The 14978-nt window shown below is 68.3% G+C and carries 16 protein-coding genes; 6 read left to right on the plus strand and 10 right to left on the minus strand.

All coding sequences use genetic code 11. The features are described from left to right. Positions 1-13: 13 nt before the first annotated feature. Positions 14-1333, minus strand: coding sequence for a serine hydrolase domain-containing protein (locus ACFWNN_RS02940; protein ID WP_382438125.1), 1320 nt, complete (start codon positions 1331-1333; stop codon positions 14-16). A 404-nt stretch (positions 1334-1737) separates the two neighbouring features. Then, positions 1738-1944 (minus strand): MbtH family protein, encoded by a 207-nt coding sequence (locus ACFWNN_RS02945; RefSeq protein ID WP_382438126.1) that lies wholly within the window; start codon positions 1942-1944, stop codon positions 1738-1740. 780 nt (positions 1945-2724) lie between these two features. On the opposite strand from ACFWNN_RS02945, the gene ACFWNN_RS02950 reads away from it, so the two are divergent. Next, on the plus strand, positions 2725-3120 hold the full coding sequence (locus ACFWNN_RS02950) for an ATP-binding protein (protein WP_382438127.1): 396 nt from the start codon (positions 2725-2727) through the stop codon (positions 3118-3120). Between the two features lie 5 nt (positions 3121-3125). Here ACFWNN_RS02950 and ACFWNN_RS02955 read toward each other — a convergent pair whose 3' ends face one another. Next, entirely contained in the window at positions 3126-3545 is a 420-nt protein-coding gene (locus ACFWNN_RS02955; protein WP_382438128.1) for an STAS domain-containing protein, read from the minus strand. Positions 3546-3641: 96 nt separating this feature from the next. Further along, positions 3642-4103 (minus strand): sigma factor, encoded by a 462-nt coding sequence (locus ACFWNN_RS02960; protein ID WP_382438129.1) that lies wholly within the window; start codon positions 4101-4103, stop codon positions 3642-3644. Between the two features lie 342 nt (positions 4104-4445). Between ACFWNN_RS02960 and ACFWNN_RS02965 the strand changes: the two genes are divergently transcribed. Further along, positions 4446-5294 (plus strand): ANTAR domain-containing protein, encoded by an 849-nt coding sequence (locus ACFWNN_RS02965; RefSeq protein ID WP_382438130.1) that lies wholly within the window; start codon positions 4446-4448, stop codon positions 5292-5294. Positions 5295-5299: 5 nt separating this feature from the next. On the opposite strand, the gene ACFWNN_RS02970 is transcribed toward ACFWNN_RS02965, so the two are convergent. From ACFWNN_RS02970 to ACFWNN_RS02980, 3 genes are all read right to left on the minus strand, one after another. After that, entirely contained in the window at positions 5300-5872 is a 573-nt protein-coding gene (locus ACFWNN_RS02970; protein WP_382438131.1) for a hypothetical protein, read from the minus strand. A gap of 63 nt (positions 5873-5935) precedes the next feature. Continuing rightward, positions 5936-6541 (minus strand): hypothetical protein, encoded by a 606-nt coding sequence (locus ACFWNN_RS02975; RefSeq protein WP_382438132.1) that lies wholly within the window; start codon positions 6539-6541, stop codon positions 5936-5938. 101 nt (positions 6542-6642) lie between these two features. After that, positions 6643-7635: a hypothetical protein gene (locus ACFWNN_RS02980; protein WP_382438133.1), complete on the minus strand. Its 993-nt coding sequence runs from the start codon at positions 7633-7635 to the stop codon at positions 6643-6645. Positions 7636-7761: 126 nt separating this feature from the next. Between ACFWNN_RS02980 and ACFWNN_RS02985 the strand changes: the two genes are divergently transcribed. Then, entirely contained in the window at positions 7762-7902 is a 141-nt protein-coding gene (locus tag ACFWNN_RS02985; protein ID WP_382438134.1) for a hypothetical protein, read from the plus strand. Positions 7903-7921: 19 nt separating this feature from the next. Here ACFWNN_RS02985 and ACFWNN_RS02990 read toward each other — a convergent pair whose 3' ends face one another. Next, positions 7922-8230: an ArsR/SmtB family transcription factor gene (locus ACFWNN_RS02990; protein WP_382438135.1), complete on the minus strand. Its 309-nt coding sequence runs from the start codon at positions 8228-8230 to the stop codon at positions 7922-7924. Positions 8231-8312: 82 nt separating this feature from the next. Here ACFWNN_RS02990 and ACFWNN_RS02995 point away from each other — a divergent pair, with 82 nt between their 5' ends. After that, complete coding sequence (locus tag ACFWNN_RS02995; protein ID WP_382438136.1) at positions 8313-9272, plus strand: zinc-binding dehydrogenase; 960 nt, start codon at positions 8313-8315, stop codon at positions 9270-9272. 91 nt (positions 9273-9363) lie between these two features. Next, entirely contained in the window at positions 9364-10029 is a 666-nt protein-coding gene (locus ACFWNN_RS03000) for a DUF3159 domain-containing protein (protein WP_382438137.1), read from the plus strand. Between the two features lie 62 nt (positions 10030-10091). Here ACFWNN_RS03000 and ACFWNN_RS03005 read toward each other — a convergent pair whose 3' ends face one another. Together ACFWNN_RS03005 and treS are read right to left on the minus strand one after the other, a co-directional pair. Further along, positions 10092-11444 carry an aminoglycoside phosphotransferase gene (locus ACFWNN_RS03005; protein WP_382438138.1) on the minus strand — a complete coding sequence of 451 codons (1353 nt, stop codon included), beginning with the start codon at positions 11442-11444 and terminating at the stop codon, positions 10092-10094. Continuing rightward, positions 11441-13108, minus strand: a complete 1668-nt coding sequence (gene treS, locus ACFWNN_RS03010; RefSeq protein WP_382438139.1) for a maltose alpha-D-glucosyltransferase — start codon at positions 13106-13108, stop codon at positions 11441-11443. Before treS ends, ACFWNN_RS03005 begins: the two co-directional genes overlap by 4 nt. 261 nt (positions 13109-13369) lie before the next feature. Here treS and ACFWNN_RS03015 point away from each other — a divergent pair, with 261 nt between their 5' ends. Next, a complete protein-coding gene (locus tag ACFWNN_RS03015) occupies positions 13370-14605 on the plus strand; it encodes a hypothetical protein (RefSeq protein WP_382438140.1) in 1236 nt (411 codons plus the stop codon). Positions 14606-14978: the final 373 nt, after the last annotated feature.

The raw sequence follows: 14978 nt of genomic DNA on the forward strand, positions 1-14978 counted from the left end.
GTCGCGCGGGGTGTCAGGCCACGTCGCGTTGCCGGCCCGCGACCCGCCCGCCGATCTGGATCCGGTCGATCCGGCCGCTGCGGGGATCGCGCAGGAACCGGCCTGGGCGACCTGCCGTGCCGCTGCTCAGGTCCGTCACGGAGAACACGAACCCGTCGCGGACGGCGAGCCGCGCGGCGGGCTCGTCATCGACCACGAGGTGCAGTTCGTCGTCCTGGACCACCACGGAGTAGGCGATGTCGCCGTTGACGTACGTGCCGGTGCAGTCCTTCGGAATCGGCTTCTGTGGCCCCGATTCCACGGCCGGAGCGTCCTCGGCGATGTCGATGCCGGCGGCCCGCAGTTCGGGCAGCAGGTCGTTCCAGAGAGCGGACCCCGTTGCGGAGTTCGCGGTGAGGGCGACGGCGGTGCCGGACTCCGGGTCCAGCCGCAGGTGGCAGGAGGTGCCGTCGGCCGTCCCGTCGTGACCGAGCCAGCCCGCGCCGTCGCCGTGGAACAACGCGAGGCCGAGCCCCCAGCCGTCGGCCAGTCCGAACGGGACCGCACCCGGAACCGGGCGGCGCATCTCGGCGAGGTGGTCGGGGTCCACGAGTCCGGGATCGATGCCGCCGTGCGTCGGGGCGAGGTGCATCTTCGCCAGCTCGACCAGATCGGCCGCGCTGGCGGCGAGGCCACCGGCCGGAGCCTCGACCGACGTCAGATCCTGTTCGACGGGACGAACGAGACTGAGCGCCCGGTTGACGGTGTGCCCACTCGCGGTGGACGAGGAGGCCTCCTCGGACCCAGCGACGAAGGCCAGGTCGATGCCGAGCGGCTTGACGAGAATCGCCCGGACCGCCTCCGCCCAGGTCATCCCGGTCACCACCTCGATGAGGCGGCCGATGAGGGCGTATCCGGCGTTGGAGTACGAGAATCCCGCGCCGGGCGCCTGCACGAGGTCCGTCACCGACGTGGCGAGTGCCGCGCTGCCACCGGCCGGCGGCGCGACGACCTCCGCGTGAAGGCCGCCTGTGTGGCTGAGCAGGTGCCGGGCGGTGAGCACGTCCGCGGTCGGGCCGAGAGCGCGGCGAAGTTCAGGCAGGTACTCGACGACCGGCTCGTCCAGACCAACGTCGCCGTCGGACACCAGGACCATCAGCAGCGTCGCGGTGAAGGTCTTGGTGATGGACCCGATGGGCACCTTGCTGTCGCGCCTCACCGCACGTCCCGAGCCGTGCCGCTCCTCTCCGACCTCGAACTCCGCGGCCTCGCCCGAGCACCAGACGGCGAGCTGCGCGCCCGGCACGTCGTTGCGGAAGGCCGCTCTCCTCAGCGCCCCGTGCAAATGATCCATGTTCCCTCCTCGCCGGTCGAACTCCGAGAAGTTCGCCGGCCTTTTCTTCACGTTCACACCACTTCACAGAATGTCCGGCGCAAGCATTCAGGAGCGCAGGCCCGAGATAACTTCTACCCGCTGCGCGCGCCGTTGACACCGGCAATATCGGAGCATCACGAATTCCAGCCGGCGACGAAATGCCGAACATTGCTCTCACAGGTCCCAACGACCGAACAACTCGATGGTGACGGGTACCGGTACGTGGATTTGAAATGAATTACAACTCGATCCAACTGGACGGAGCGTGACAGCGCCGCAATGCATTTTCACCCGAACGCCAGGTTTGGACGCCGCAGTGCAGCGCCGTCACACGAGAGAGCCTGGTGCGACGCGTCGCACCAGGCTCTCCAGCACCGAGACACTCAGGCCGATCGACCCGCCTCCATGCGTTCGCGCAGGCTGATGGGCCTCATGTCGGTCCACACCTCGTCGACGTGATCCATGCACTCCTGCTTCGTCCCCTCTTTACCCGCCTGACGCCACCCGTCGGGGACCTCCTTCACCAGAGGCCACAGCGAGTACTGCCCCTCCTCGTTGACCAGCACCTGATACTGCACGTCGTCGTTCACAAAACTTCCCCTTCCATCGTTGATCGCGATGCACAAAGCCGGACGCGCAGGAGCATCAGGAGCTTCAGCGAAAGCGACGAGCCCACGGCCGACTTGGCCACCCACGCGACCCAGAACAACGTTCGCGGGTCAATACCGCCACAGACACCGCCAAAGGGAGCATCAGCCACCCGCGCGAAATTCCTATCAGAAAATCAGATGTTTAGCGTTTATCCCAGCGGGCAGGACGGATTACGCGAGAGTAACTCGTCTTTCGCCTTGGACAAAACTTCCCGAATGGAATGAAACCTCCGCGCACGACCGAACTCGACCACGGCGTCGCACGCTGGGCCGAGCTCGACCGCGGCGGTGACCATGACGTCGAGCATCCGGCTCACCGCCCGGCTCGACGCCACCACGACCGGCCTCACCTGGTTCGCCGCCGGTTCCTCCAGCAACGTCGCGCGGACCTGACCGACGGTCACCAGTCCATTGTGGATGAACAGCGAGGCCCGGAGCCGGAACAGGCCCATCCGGTCCCGCCTCGGTGCGGGTCATCGTCATCTGTTCGGGTTCCACCAAGATCTGGCGCGTGTAGCCAGGCGGTGAGATGGGAAGTCGAGACAGGTGAACGAACAACGCCCTGGACCTGCCGGCTCACGCGGTTCCGCCGAGGCGGACCGAGCCGAGCCGTACACCTCCGTGATCGCGGAGGCGAACCGCAAGTACCAGGCGGTGACCTCACCGGTGGGTGCTCGGGGAGAAGACGATCACGTAGAGCCTGGGCGAACCATCGGCGAGGTGGACATCGACGCATCGCTGAACTGCGAGAACCTCGGCGCTGTGCGACAACGGATCGCCGAGGCACTGGTGCGGCACGACGAGGACTTCGTCATCGACGTCCAACTCGTGGCCACCGAGCTCGCCGCCAACGCCTGCGACCACGCGGAAGCTCCCCGGAGTCTCAAACTACGCCGGGAGTTCCACGCCGAGCGCGGTGCCGAACTCGTCATCGAGGCCTGTGACGCCACGGTCGGCCGCACCCCGGTGGTCGGCACCTCCAGCATCGGACCGTACCGGGGCAACGGCATGCACCTCGTCGAGAGTCTCTGCACCGACTGGGGTGTGCGCGTCGACGAGGACACCAAGATCGTCTGGGCGCGGCTCGCCATACCGGCAGACGCGCGAACGGACTGAAGCAGTCACCGGTCGTGGTCCGTCAGCCGCGGCTCCAGTTCCCACAGTTCCAGCTCGGCCAGAGCCGCGGCCATGTCAGGCACCACCGTCATCGCGTCCAGGAGCCCGAGCAGGTCGAGCGGCCTGAGGAGCGCGCGGGCGTTCGTGACCAGCACGAAGCGCGTTCCCGACTTCGTCGCACGGACGTGCGTCGCGTAGAAGACACCCAAGACCGCGGAACTGCTGAACGTCACAGCGGCGCAGTCGGCGATCACCGGCGAGCCACTGTCCACAGCAGACCTCAGCACCTCGGTCACCCGGTCCGCGGCGATCACGTCCAGCTCGCCGAGGAATCTCACGACCCTCAGGTCGGGCACGTCACGTGTCACGATCGCGAACGGCGCGGGGTGCCCGTCCGGCATTCCATTCGAGCTGGAGATATCCACCGAGGCTTCTCCCGACAGAGCAGGTGGGACAGCGCTGAGACGTGACGTGCTACCTCCTGAACACGATCACGCCGTTCAACCCTACCGGGGCCGCGATCACGCCGTCACGCCCGAGCAGTCCCTGAGACTGATCAGGCCTTCACGCATCCGGGTCCTCACCGTCTCCAGCGGGACGCCGAGCCGTCCCGCCACCTCCAGACAGCTGCAGCCCTGGTAGTAGGCCATCATCAAGGACTCGCGCTGCAGCCCGGTCAAGAAACGCAACGGTGTCGGCGCGCCCACCATCGCGACCAGTTCGTCCCGGTGCGCTGCGGCCTGTGCGGACCGCACCCGGTCGACCGCACGCCGGTGAGTCATGGTCAAGATCCAGGTCATGGCCTGGCCCCGCTCCGGGTCGAACCGGCTCGCGGTGCGCCACACCTCGAGCATGACCTCCTGGAACACCTCTTCCGACTGCGCCTGATCACACAGCACCTGGCGCACGAGCCCGAACACCGCGGCGGACACCAGGTCGTACAACGGACCGAAGGCCGTTTCATCGCCACGTGCCACGCGCATCAGCAGGCTCGCCGTGCCGTCGGGCTCTGCGAGATCTTCGCAACCACGCGAGGTGGTCGACTCGGCTTGCTCTGGGTCCCTCACAGTCACCAACCATCGCAGACGCGGAATCGGTTCCACTTCCGGGTGATCGACAGCCGACGGCTCAACTCGCCCCCGGTGACGGGAGTGAGATCCACATCGGTGGGGTAATGAGAGTTACCGCGTACGCGCGGTCGATCACCTCCGGGTGTTCCGCCGGTGCCGGCGGAGGACGGTTGAACATCCAGCCGACCTCCGCCGGCACCGGTCGCGCCCGTTCGATCGCGTGTCATGGTCAAGCCTCTTGATCATCGTCGTAGGATGCGCGGGTGCGTCAAGCAGTCGGCGCCGTGGATTCCACCGACGAACACGGAGTACCGCGGCATGGCCGATCGATGGGACGCCTCTGAGCTGCCGACTTCCTCTGCCGAGGACGACCGGCCGGATCAGCTGAGCAGACTCGAGGAGACGACCGACGCACTCGTGCTGCTGCGCGACGCCGTCACCGGAGAAGAGTCTCTCGACGAGGCGTTGACGAAGCTGGCCGAGACCGCGAGGAACGCCATCGCCGACGCGGATGCCGTGACGGTGTCCGTGATCGACGGTCTGAGACCCCGCACCGCCGCGACCACGGACGAGCGGCTCGCCCAGGTGGACGAGAAGCAGTACAGCTCCGGCCGCGGGCCCTGTCTGGAGTCGGCGCGCACGCTCACGGCGGTCCGCTCCACCGTCCGTGAACACAGCGATCTGTGGCCGGAGTTCGTGGACGCGGCTACCGCGCACGGGGTCCGTGCCTACCTGTCCATTCCGGTGGTCCTCACCTCGGCGGATCAGCGCGACGACGCCGAACACGTGGGTTCGCTCAACCTGTACAGCCTGACGCCGGATGCGTTCGATCCGTTCGACGAAGGCCTCATGCGCCTGTTCAGCACCGCGGCCTGCGCCATCATCGCGGATGCGCGCAAGCGGCAGCACTCGCAGGAACAGGTGCATCACCTGGAGCAGGCACTCGTGTCACGGGCGGTCATCGAGCAGGCCAAAGGTGTCCTGATGGCCGTCCACGGCTGCACCGAGCAAGAAGCGTTCACGATGCTGGTCGAACGATCCCAGCACGAGAACGTCAAGCTGCGCGACGTGGCGAGGACCCTGCTCTCGTCGATCAAGTCGTGAAGCGCTCATCGGATGCCGGTCCGGTTCTGCAACGCGCCGACCTTGGTCCCGTACAGGAAGAACACCGCCATGAACACCTCGATTCGCTGCTGAGACGTGGTTCCGCCGAGGTCCACCGCGACCTCGGTGCTCCGCACGTCCGCGTGCTGCGCGAGCCGGTGGTTGAACACCGCACGCGCGATGCTCAGGCTGCGTTCGTCTATGTCCACTTGGAACAGTCGGCGGAGATCGCAGTCAAGCGGTAACGGGCGATGAACGAGCTCCGCGGGATAACGGGCGTTCATGACGCGCGCGGCGGTGTTGAGGGTGTGGGCGATGAGCGTCGGCCCCTGGTCGAAGTGGTCGACCAGAGCGATCAGCTCTTCGAGGGTCGCGACATCTTCCTCGATGCTGACCGGAGTGCTGGTGTCGAGGTCGAGCCGCTCCATCGCCATGGCGACGTTCGCGAGGACCTGATCCGGATCGACGATCAGGCGGTCGCCGAGGTGAACGCTCGCGCGGTGGTGATGCGGGTCCAGCAACTCCTGGGTGTCGCGGTCGAGATGCGTGTGCTGCGGTCCATCGTGCTCGATCGTCACCCGCATCACGTTCCCACTCACGAGCGAGCACAACCGTCATTTCACGAACGAACGACATCGTGATCAGATGCGGGCGGTGCTCGACTGGACCTGGCCGATCAGCACGTCCAGGTCCCGCAGCGAAGGGATGTCGGCCGCGAGGCGCTCCACCAGGCGATCGGTCTTCCTCGTCTCGCGCCGGCTTCGCGGCGGGGACGGCACAGCGCTGATGATCGGCGTGCCCTTCTCGGTGCGGCTCACGGCCAAAACGCTGACCCGGTGCCGCACGACGGCGCGGACGGGGTCGAGGAAGAACTGGGCGAACACGACCGGCGTCGGCCTCCCGTCCCGCCCCGCCGCCTCGAACTCCCCGCGGTCGAACCTCAGCACCGAACGCAGCTCGGCCCCTTTCCCGGCGCGGCCGTTGACCAGCATGATCGCGACGCCCTCGTCGACGTTGTCGAGGACGACACCGGCACCCTCCCGGAACAGTCCGGACAGGTCGTCGTACCTGGCTCTCATCTCCGGGGTGGCGTGCCGATCGACCCGCAGTTCCCTGCGCGCCGAGGAGATCAGGTACACAAGCGCCGGCACGCCGGCTGCCAGGGCCGCGATGCGGAACAACGCCGGCAAGGCGACGAACACCGCCGCGACGGTCACCGGCAGGACGACCACGGGCCCGAAGATCATCGCGCGACGCAACCAGCGAGGCGGCGGTGAGGACGAACGGTTCAACTGTGCCCTCCCACGACGACGGTGTGCTGGCCAGATCGGAAGTGCGGGGCGCCGCGTTACCTAGGTCGAGGTTCGCGGGCAGGGCGTTCAGCGGTGAGCCTCGCAACTCGTCCGATCCAGGTGCGGAACGCTCCCTGCTTGCCGCGACCCTCGCCGGGTGGCACTCGCACGGCCATGAGCTCGTCGACGACGTCCGCGACGTCCCGGCCGTCTCCCGGGTCGATGGCACCGGCGATCAGGATCAGGGAGGCCTTGCCCAGCACGGAGCACCGGTCGTGGTGGTCGATCACCTTGCCGCCGGCGGCCCCGATGTGGCGCAGGCTCAGCCCCTGGGCCATCCCGGTCAGCATCATCGTCAGCTCGTCGAGGGAGATCCCCGGACGCAGTGAGACGCCGCGCGCTTCGAGGATCTCCGCGTACACGCCGCGCCAGTAGCGGAAGGAGTGCTCGTAGACGCCGCCGAGCGCCTCTCTGACCTGGTCGTGGAAGTCGGCCAGGCCGGTGGCGAGGTACTGGAACCGCGCCGAGGTCTCGTCGGCGTACACGATCTTCATGTCCTGGTAGGCGACCTTGTCCACCACGGCGCTGAAGGCCGGGGCCTCGCGCAGCTGCGCCCGTGTCGCGTCGTCGAGCATCCCTTCGGTGAGCGAGTAGCGATCCAGGAGCGCGTACCTGACCAGGTCACCCATGTAGAGGGCGAGCGTGGGCCAGGGATCCTTCATGGAGCCGCCGGACGGCCTCGTCTTGGCCTTCTTCCAGTCAGGCGGCGTTCCGAAGAGAGCACGCGCGATCTGCCCGTCGCGCCGCTTCTCCGCCTCCTGGAAGACGCGCTCCGCCTCGGCGGCGATGTTCTCCCGCGTCAGCGTGCGCAACGGGCGGTGCAGGTGCTCGTCCCCCACCTGTCCCAGCAGCTCCCGCTCGGCCAGTCGCCGGCCGCCCTCCAGGCACGCCCGGACGACCGGGCTGTTGGCCAGCTTGCGGCCGGTCAGCAACCGGCCGCTCTTCGTTCGCACGTTGATCGCCACGTCGTCGAGGGGACCGTCATACATGGTGCCGAGTATCGCGGGCTTGGGCCAAAAACGGTTCCTCCGCTCCAGAGGAACCGTGCGGAGTACCTGGTCAGCGCATGTCCGGGCTTTCCTGTGAGCACCGAATCCAGCAGAGAGGTGACCACGGTGAGCACGAACTCCCGCAAGCCCCGCCGGCCGTCGCGAATCGCCCTCGTCCTGCAGGGCGGCATCGTCGCGGTGCAGCTCTGCATCCTCGTGGCCGAACTCGTGGACGCGATCACCAGGCTACTGGACGGCCTGTGGTGAAGAGCCTCGTGCGCACGGGCTAGAAGACGTCGTGCAGGGTCTCCAGAAGGCGGGCGATGTTCTCCTCGTCGCGGCGGTAGTAGGTCCACTTGCCGCGGCGGGTGGCGACCGCCAGCCCCGCCTCCCGCAGCATCGTGAGGTACTGCGAGGTGGTCGGCTGGCTCAGCCCGGTACGCCGCTGGATGTCGGTCACGCAGACGCCGATCTCGACGTCCTCCTCCTTCTGGCCGGGGAAGCTCATCGGCTCCTTGAGCCACACCAGGATCTGACGGCGGGCCGGATTCGACAGGGCCCGGAACACAGCCAGCAGCTCAGCCTCCGAGAACACCCGATCATCCTAACGCAACCTCACATTGACGATTTGCAATGTATCAATTTATGGTGGCCGCATGCCTACTTCCATGCGTGCGGTGGAACTCGTTCGCTTCGGTGGCGCGGACGCCGCGTTCTCCACCCGAGAGCTGCCGCAACCGGTTCCAGGGCCCGGCGAGGTGCTGGTACGGGTGATGGCCACGTCCGTGAACCCGCTCGACCTGCAGACCCGGCGCGGCGACTACCGCGACCAGGTCGTCCTGCCCGCCGTGATCGGCAGCGACGTGTCCGGAGTCGTGGTTGCGACAGGCCCCGGGGCGGACGACTTCCAGCCGGGTGACGAGGTCTGGTACCTGGCGCCGACGTTCACCGGGCGGGGAACCTACGCCGAGTTCCACGTCGTCGACCAGGCACTGGTCGCCCGCAAACCCGCGCGCCTGTCGCACGTCGAGGCCGCGGGTCTCGCGCTCGTGGGCGTGACGGTGTGGGAAGCGCTGGTCGAACGCGCCGGGGTGCGCCCTGGGGAGCGCGTCCTGGTGCACGGCGGAGCGGGCGGCGTCGGTTCGGTGGCCGTGCAGATCGCCAAGTCGCTCGGAGCCGAGGTGATCACCACCGCACGGGACAGGGATCACGAGTTCGTCACCGGGCTGGGCGCCGACACGGCGATCGACTTCTCCGCCGGTGACTACGCGCCGCAGGTCCGCGCGATGGGCGGAGTGGACGTCGTGCTGGACACCGTCGGCGGCGACACCCTCAGCCGCAGCCCGGAGATCCTCGCCGACCGGGGCCGGGTGGTGTCCATCGTGGACATCGCCGAACCCCAGAACCTGCTCGCCGCCTGGGGTGTGAACGCGACCTACCACTTCGTGTTCGTCAGCCCTGGCCGGGCGAAGCTCGAGGCTCTCGGCCGACTGGTCGACCAGGGCGAACTCCGACCGGTGATCGGTGCCGTGCTGCCGCTGACCGACATCGCGCAGGCGCACACGCTGCTGGAAGGCGGCTCCACCGGCGAGGGCCGCGGACGACCCCGCGGCAAGATCGCCATCGCCGTGCAGTAGCAGCCACCCGAGTCGATCTTCCCCGACCGGCTTGACTGTGCCGCTGCGGCACGGTTTTTCCTGGACGGACTCGGCCCATCCAGGAGGAGACATGAGCACGACCGACCGGAACCTCATTCCCGGAGGAAAGGAGCCGGCCGTTCGGACGTCCGTCCCGAAGCGAGGACCGACGCCACTCGAGCAGATGGGCGGACCGGCCGGGTTCGCCTACTCGGCGGCCCCGGTCGTCGTGTTCGTCCTGGCCAACACGTTCCTGCCGCTGACCGCGACGATCGTCGTGTCGGTCGCCGCAGGACTGGCCATCGCGGGCTACCGGTTGCTGCGCGGGGAACGGTTCAGCCTGGCCGCGGGCGGGCTGCTCGGGCTCGCCGTCGCCATCGGCATCGTCAGCCTGACCGGATCGGCGCGGGACTTCTTCGTCGTCGGCATCTGGATCTACCTGGCGGCGTTCGTCGTCACGTTCGGGTCGGTGCTGCTTCGCCGGCCGCTGACCGGCGTCGCCTGGAACCTCGTGCACGGCCGCAAGCACGCCTGGCGTTCCGACCGCCGTGTGCTGCGAGCCCACGACGTCGCCACGCTCGCCGCCGCCGCGGTGTCCGGCGCCCGGTTCGCCGTGCAGCAGTGGCTCTACGTCAGCGACGAGACCGGCTGGCTGGGCATCGCCAGGATCTCGATGGGCTGGCCGCTCACCATCCTGGCCGCGCTGGTCGTGGTCTGGGCCTGGCGGCGCAGCAACCGCCTGCTGCCGACCGCCTGACGGCCGGACGACCTCGAACCGCACCGCGGCTCGAGGTCGTCCCCTCGTCACACCGAACGCGGCTAACGCACCGGAATCGGCTGCCCGGTCACGGTCTCGGCGATCGCGGACAGCGGGATGACCGTCCACTCCGGCCGGAACCGGTGCTCGTGCCGCACCTCCAGCACGGCCCGGTCCAGCTCGACGGCGGTCAGCAGCGCGCCGCCGGGCGTGCGGTCCGGCGTCACCTCCGCGTACCCGGCGCAGAACGCGTCACGGTTGTGCGCCAGCCACTTCGCCGCCCTGGGACGCAACTCCGCGTCGTCCGCGCCCACCAGCAGCTGGGCCGCCGCGTAGTGCAGCGACCTCAGAGCGGTGGCCACGTCGTGCTCGGCCGGGCGCGGCCGGGCACGGTCCGCGGCGTCGCGGTACGGCTCGCCCTCGAAGTCGACGAGCACCCACGTGAGCGGTGAGCGCAGCACCTGGCCGAGGTGCAGGTCGCCGTGCACCCGTTGCAGGCGGAGCGGTGCGCCGGTCACGAGAACGGCGTCGTAGCGGGCTCGCACGCCCGTCTCGAACTCCGCGAGCGCGGGGACCTCGGCCAGTGCGGCGTCCAGGCGGCTGTGCAGGGCCGCGACGAACTCCACCTCCTCACCGGGACCGGCGATCTGCTCACCCAGCGTCTCGCGCAGGTCCGCGTGCACGCGGGCCACGGCGCGGCCGAGCCGGTGCGCCTCGGCGGCGAAGTCACCGCCCACCGCCTGCGGGTCGTCGCCGGGACTCGCGAGGAAGTCCCGCACGCTGGCCGTCGCCATCGGCCAGCCCAGCGCGCCGAGCGGCACGAACTCGTGCAGCACGGCCAGCGTCGTGCGCTCACCGTCCAGTTCGGACTCCAGCGCACCCTGCGGCGGTGCGATGTGCGGGTCGTCGACCGAGTGCAGTGCCTCGTGCAGCACCAGTTCCGGGTTGTCGCCGGGCGTCAGCTCGCGGAAGAACTTCAGCACGTGCCGCCGGCCGTAGACGATCGAGGAGTTGCGCTGCGGGCCGGAGAACGGCCGGCCGACCGGCGCGGCGGTGTACCTCGGCGGCAGCGCGCCCTGGAACCGCAGGCCCTCGACCTCGGCGGAGTCCTCGAAGTGGCTGAGCAGCACGGCGGTGAGCTCCGGGTCGTACACCGCCTCGTACGCCACCCGCTCCCCCGCCACGCCGATCCTCGCGTGCGCCAGGCGTTCCGGCAGTTCGTCCCGCACGCCGAGGAGCAGCTGGTACCGCCGGTCGTCGCACGCCAGCACCAGGTGGACCAACGACGGATCGCCGTGGTGCAGCACGGTCGCGCGCTCGCACGTCACCGGGCCGCGGCCGCGGAACCAGGGCTGCGCCTCCACCCAGCGGTCGAACTGCTCGGGCAGGACCTGGACGGCCTCGCTCGTCGTCACTTCTTGTCGCCGCCTTCCACGTCGGAGTTCAGCTGGAACCAGTAGAAGCCGTGACCGGGCAGGGTCAGCTGGTACGGCAGCTCGCCGACGGCGGGGAACCGGACCCCACCGGTGAGCTCCAGCGGCACGGCGCCCGCGTGCTCGGCCAGGTCGAGCTCGACCGGCTGCGGGAAGCGGGACAGGTTGTTCACGCACAGCACCACGTCGGTGCCGAGCGTGCGCAGGTAGGCGAGCACGGTCGGGTTCGAGCCGCCCAGCTCGGTGAAGTCGCCGTGCCCGAACGCGCGGTGCTGCTTGCGCACCTCGATCATGTGCCGGGTCCAGTTGAGCAGCGAGGACTGACTGCGGGTCTGCGCCTCGACGTTCAGGCCCTGGTAGCCGTAGACCGGGTCCATGATCACCGGCAGGTAGATCCGGCCGGGGTCGCAGCTCGAGAAGCCCGCGTTGCGGTCCGGGGTCCACTGCATCGGCGTGCGCACCGCGTCGCGGTCCTGCAGCCAGATGTTGTCGCCCATGCCGATCTCGTCGCCGTAGTACAGAACGGGCGAGCCCGGCAGCGACAGCAGCATCGCGGTGAACAGCTCGTGCTGGTTGCGGTCGTTCTCCAGCAGCGGGGCGAGCCGTCGGCGGATGCCGATGTTCGCCTTCATCCGCGGGTCCTTGGCGTACTCCGAGTACATGTAGTCACGTTCTTCGTCCGTGACCATCTCCAGCGTGAGCTCGTCGTGGTTGCGCAGGAAGATGCCCCACTGCGCGTTCTCCGGGATCGCCGGCGTCTGGGCCAGGATCTCCGAGATCGGGAACCGCGACTCCCGCCGCACGGCCATGAAGATGCGCGGCATCAACGGGAAGTGGAACGCCATGTGGCACTCGTCGCCACCGACCGCCGCGTCACCGAAGTACTCGACGACGTCGGACGGCCACTGGTTCGCCTCCGCGAGCAGCACGCGGCCGGGGAACTCGTCGTCGACGACCTTGCGGCACTTGCGCAGGAAGTCGTGCGTCTCCGGCAGGTTCTCGCAGTTGGTGCCCTCGCGCTCGAACAGGTACGGCACGGCGTCGAGGCGGAACCCGTCGATGCCGACCTCGAGCCAGAACCGCAGCACGTCCAGCATCGCGTCCTGGACGGCCGGGTTGTCGTAGTTGAGGTCCGGCTGGTGGCTGAAGAAGCGGTGCCAGTAGAACTGCCCGCGCACCGGGTCGTAGGTCCAGTTCGACGTCTCCGTGTCGACGAAGATGATCCGCGCGTCGGAGTACGCCGAATCGTCGTCGCTCCACACGTAGAAGTCGCCGTACGGACCCTCGGGGTCCTCTCGCGACTGCTGGAACCACGGGTGCGCGTCACTCGTGTGGTTGAGCACCAGGTCGGTGATCACCCGGATCCCGCGCCGATGCGCCTCGTCCAGCAGGTGCTGGAAGTCCTCGACGGTGCCGAACTCCGGCAGCACCGCGCGGAAGTCGCTGATGTCGTACCCGCCGTCGCGCAACGGAGACGCGTAGAACGGCGGCAGCCAGAGGCAGTCGACGCCCAGCCACTCCAGGTAGTCCAGTTTGGACGCCAGGCCGCGCAGATCGCCTGTGCCGTCACCGTTCGAGTCGCAGAAGGCGCGAACCAGCACCTCGTAGAAGACCGCGCCCTTGAACCAGTTCGCCTCGTGCTCCATGGCACCTCTCGCTCGCACCTCGTCGGTTTTGCGGCAGAGTGAGGCACGGCGGGCACCAAGATCAAATCGTTCACCGGATCAGGTGAAGTGCGCCCTATGCCACTCCGGGTGTCCCTGATGCCTGGCCGCAACGGAAAGTCGAGTGCACGTGGACTATGCCGCCAAACGTTTACACCTCAAGGATTCCGGCTCAAATGCGGTAACGGCCCCTCCGACCGCGGAGATCTTGTCGATGGTCATCCGACGGGCAGGAGTTGGTTCATGAAGATCGAACGGCGCAAGTGGGTCCGTGCTGTGGGCGAGGAAGCCGCTCCCACGTTGCTCAAGTTGCTCGAAGCGGGAGGCGTCGCCTTCGACCCGACGGAGAACAGGGTCAACCCCGTCTACCGCGAGTACACCGACGAACTGCCAGAGGAGGACTTCAGCAAGGTCCTCGCCCTGTTGAGCAAGGCTGAACCGCACCTGCTGCCCAAGGCCGACTACGAGAAGGTCGAGTTCGACTTCAAGCAGCGCACCGACAAGACGTGGCAGGTCGAGCAGGCCCGGCTGGCCGACGAGCGCAGACAGGCGCAGGCCGCGACCGAGCAGCGGCTGCTGGCGGCAGGGCTGCACTCACTGGGCGGCGCCGGGGCGACGTGGAGCGCGCGGGCGACGCAGATCGGTGAGTGGTGGACCGCGGTCAAGCAGCGGGAGGCCGCGGAGGACTGGCAGAGCGTGTTCACCGCCAACCGGATGACCGCCCGCCAGGTCAACGCCAAAGGCCGCGGCGGGAAGTTCAACATCGTCAACCGCTACGACCGCAAGGACGCGGCGAAGGAACGGGAGATCTACCTCGAACGCAGCCTGGACGGAATCCTCGCCCGCACCACCCCTGCCCACTTCTTCTCCGGCACGGGCAGCACCAACCGCAAGGACGAACTGGGGTTGCACGACCTCAGCGGCACCCTGCTCACCTCGGCCCGCCCGGTCTTCAAGCAGCTGAAGCCTTACGACGAGGCCGTGGTCGTGTTCATGCCCGCGCCCACCGAGACCGACGCCCAGGTCTTCGCCGCCATCTCGTCCCTGGAGAAGCCAGACGCCGACAAGCTGCGCGAGTACCGCAGCAAGTTCACCCGCCTGCGCCTCGCGCAGAGCAGCGACATGGGCGCCGTGTTCGTGGACGACAACAAAGACCCGAAGGCCGCGCTGCGCGCCCGCTACGGCATCAACGGCCGCGTCCTGCTGCCGGGCGGCGCCATCATCCCCGTCGACGAGACGATGCTGGCGAAGCGCGGCACGGACGCACTCGAGCGCAGCGCGATCCTCAGCAGCGACCCCAAAGCACTCGTCAACGAGGTCGTGATCGTCTACCGGCAGCACGCGGCGACCGACCTGTTCCCGTTGTTCGCCCGCTGGGACAGGGACACCACGAGCTACCGCGTCCTCAACCGGTCGACGCTGGTGCCGACCGGCGCGTGGATCTCCGACGCCGGAGCCTGGAACCCGGCGCCGAAGTAGCCGCCCAGGTCCGCACCCCGTACCTGGGGCATCCCGGGGTTGCCGGACCGCTTTGAGGTCTCCGTCGGCGAACTCGTCGGCGGAGACCCCATCCGATTCTGGTGTGCGGGCTGACCAGCAGCCGTGCGCGCTGATCGCCGAACTGTCTGCTCAAGACCACGAGCCGATGGCGCAGAGCGAGAATCCCGACGTCCTTCTCACAATTGCTCGTGCGCACCAGCCATAGTGCGCGGGGACCACTTCTGGGCACGCACAAAGGCCCCGTTGCGACATCATTCGCGATGCCATGCGAGGTGGACAGAAGCCGGCAGGGCGGCTCCAAAAGCCGGATGCGTGAACACCGCATGGAATTCCGACTTTCCTGGAATATCCA

This window comes from Lentzea sp. NPDC058450 (genome assembly GCF_042721395.1).
GTDB lineage: Bacteria > Actinomycetota > Actinomycetes > Mycobacteriales > Pseudonocardiaceae > Lentzea.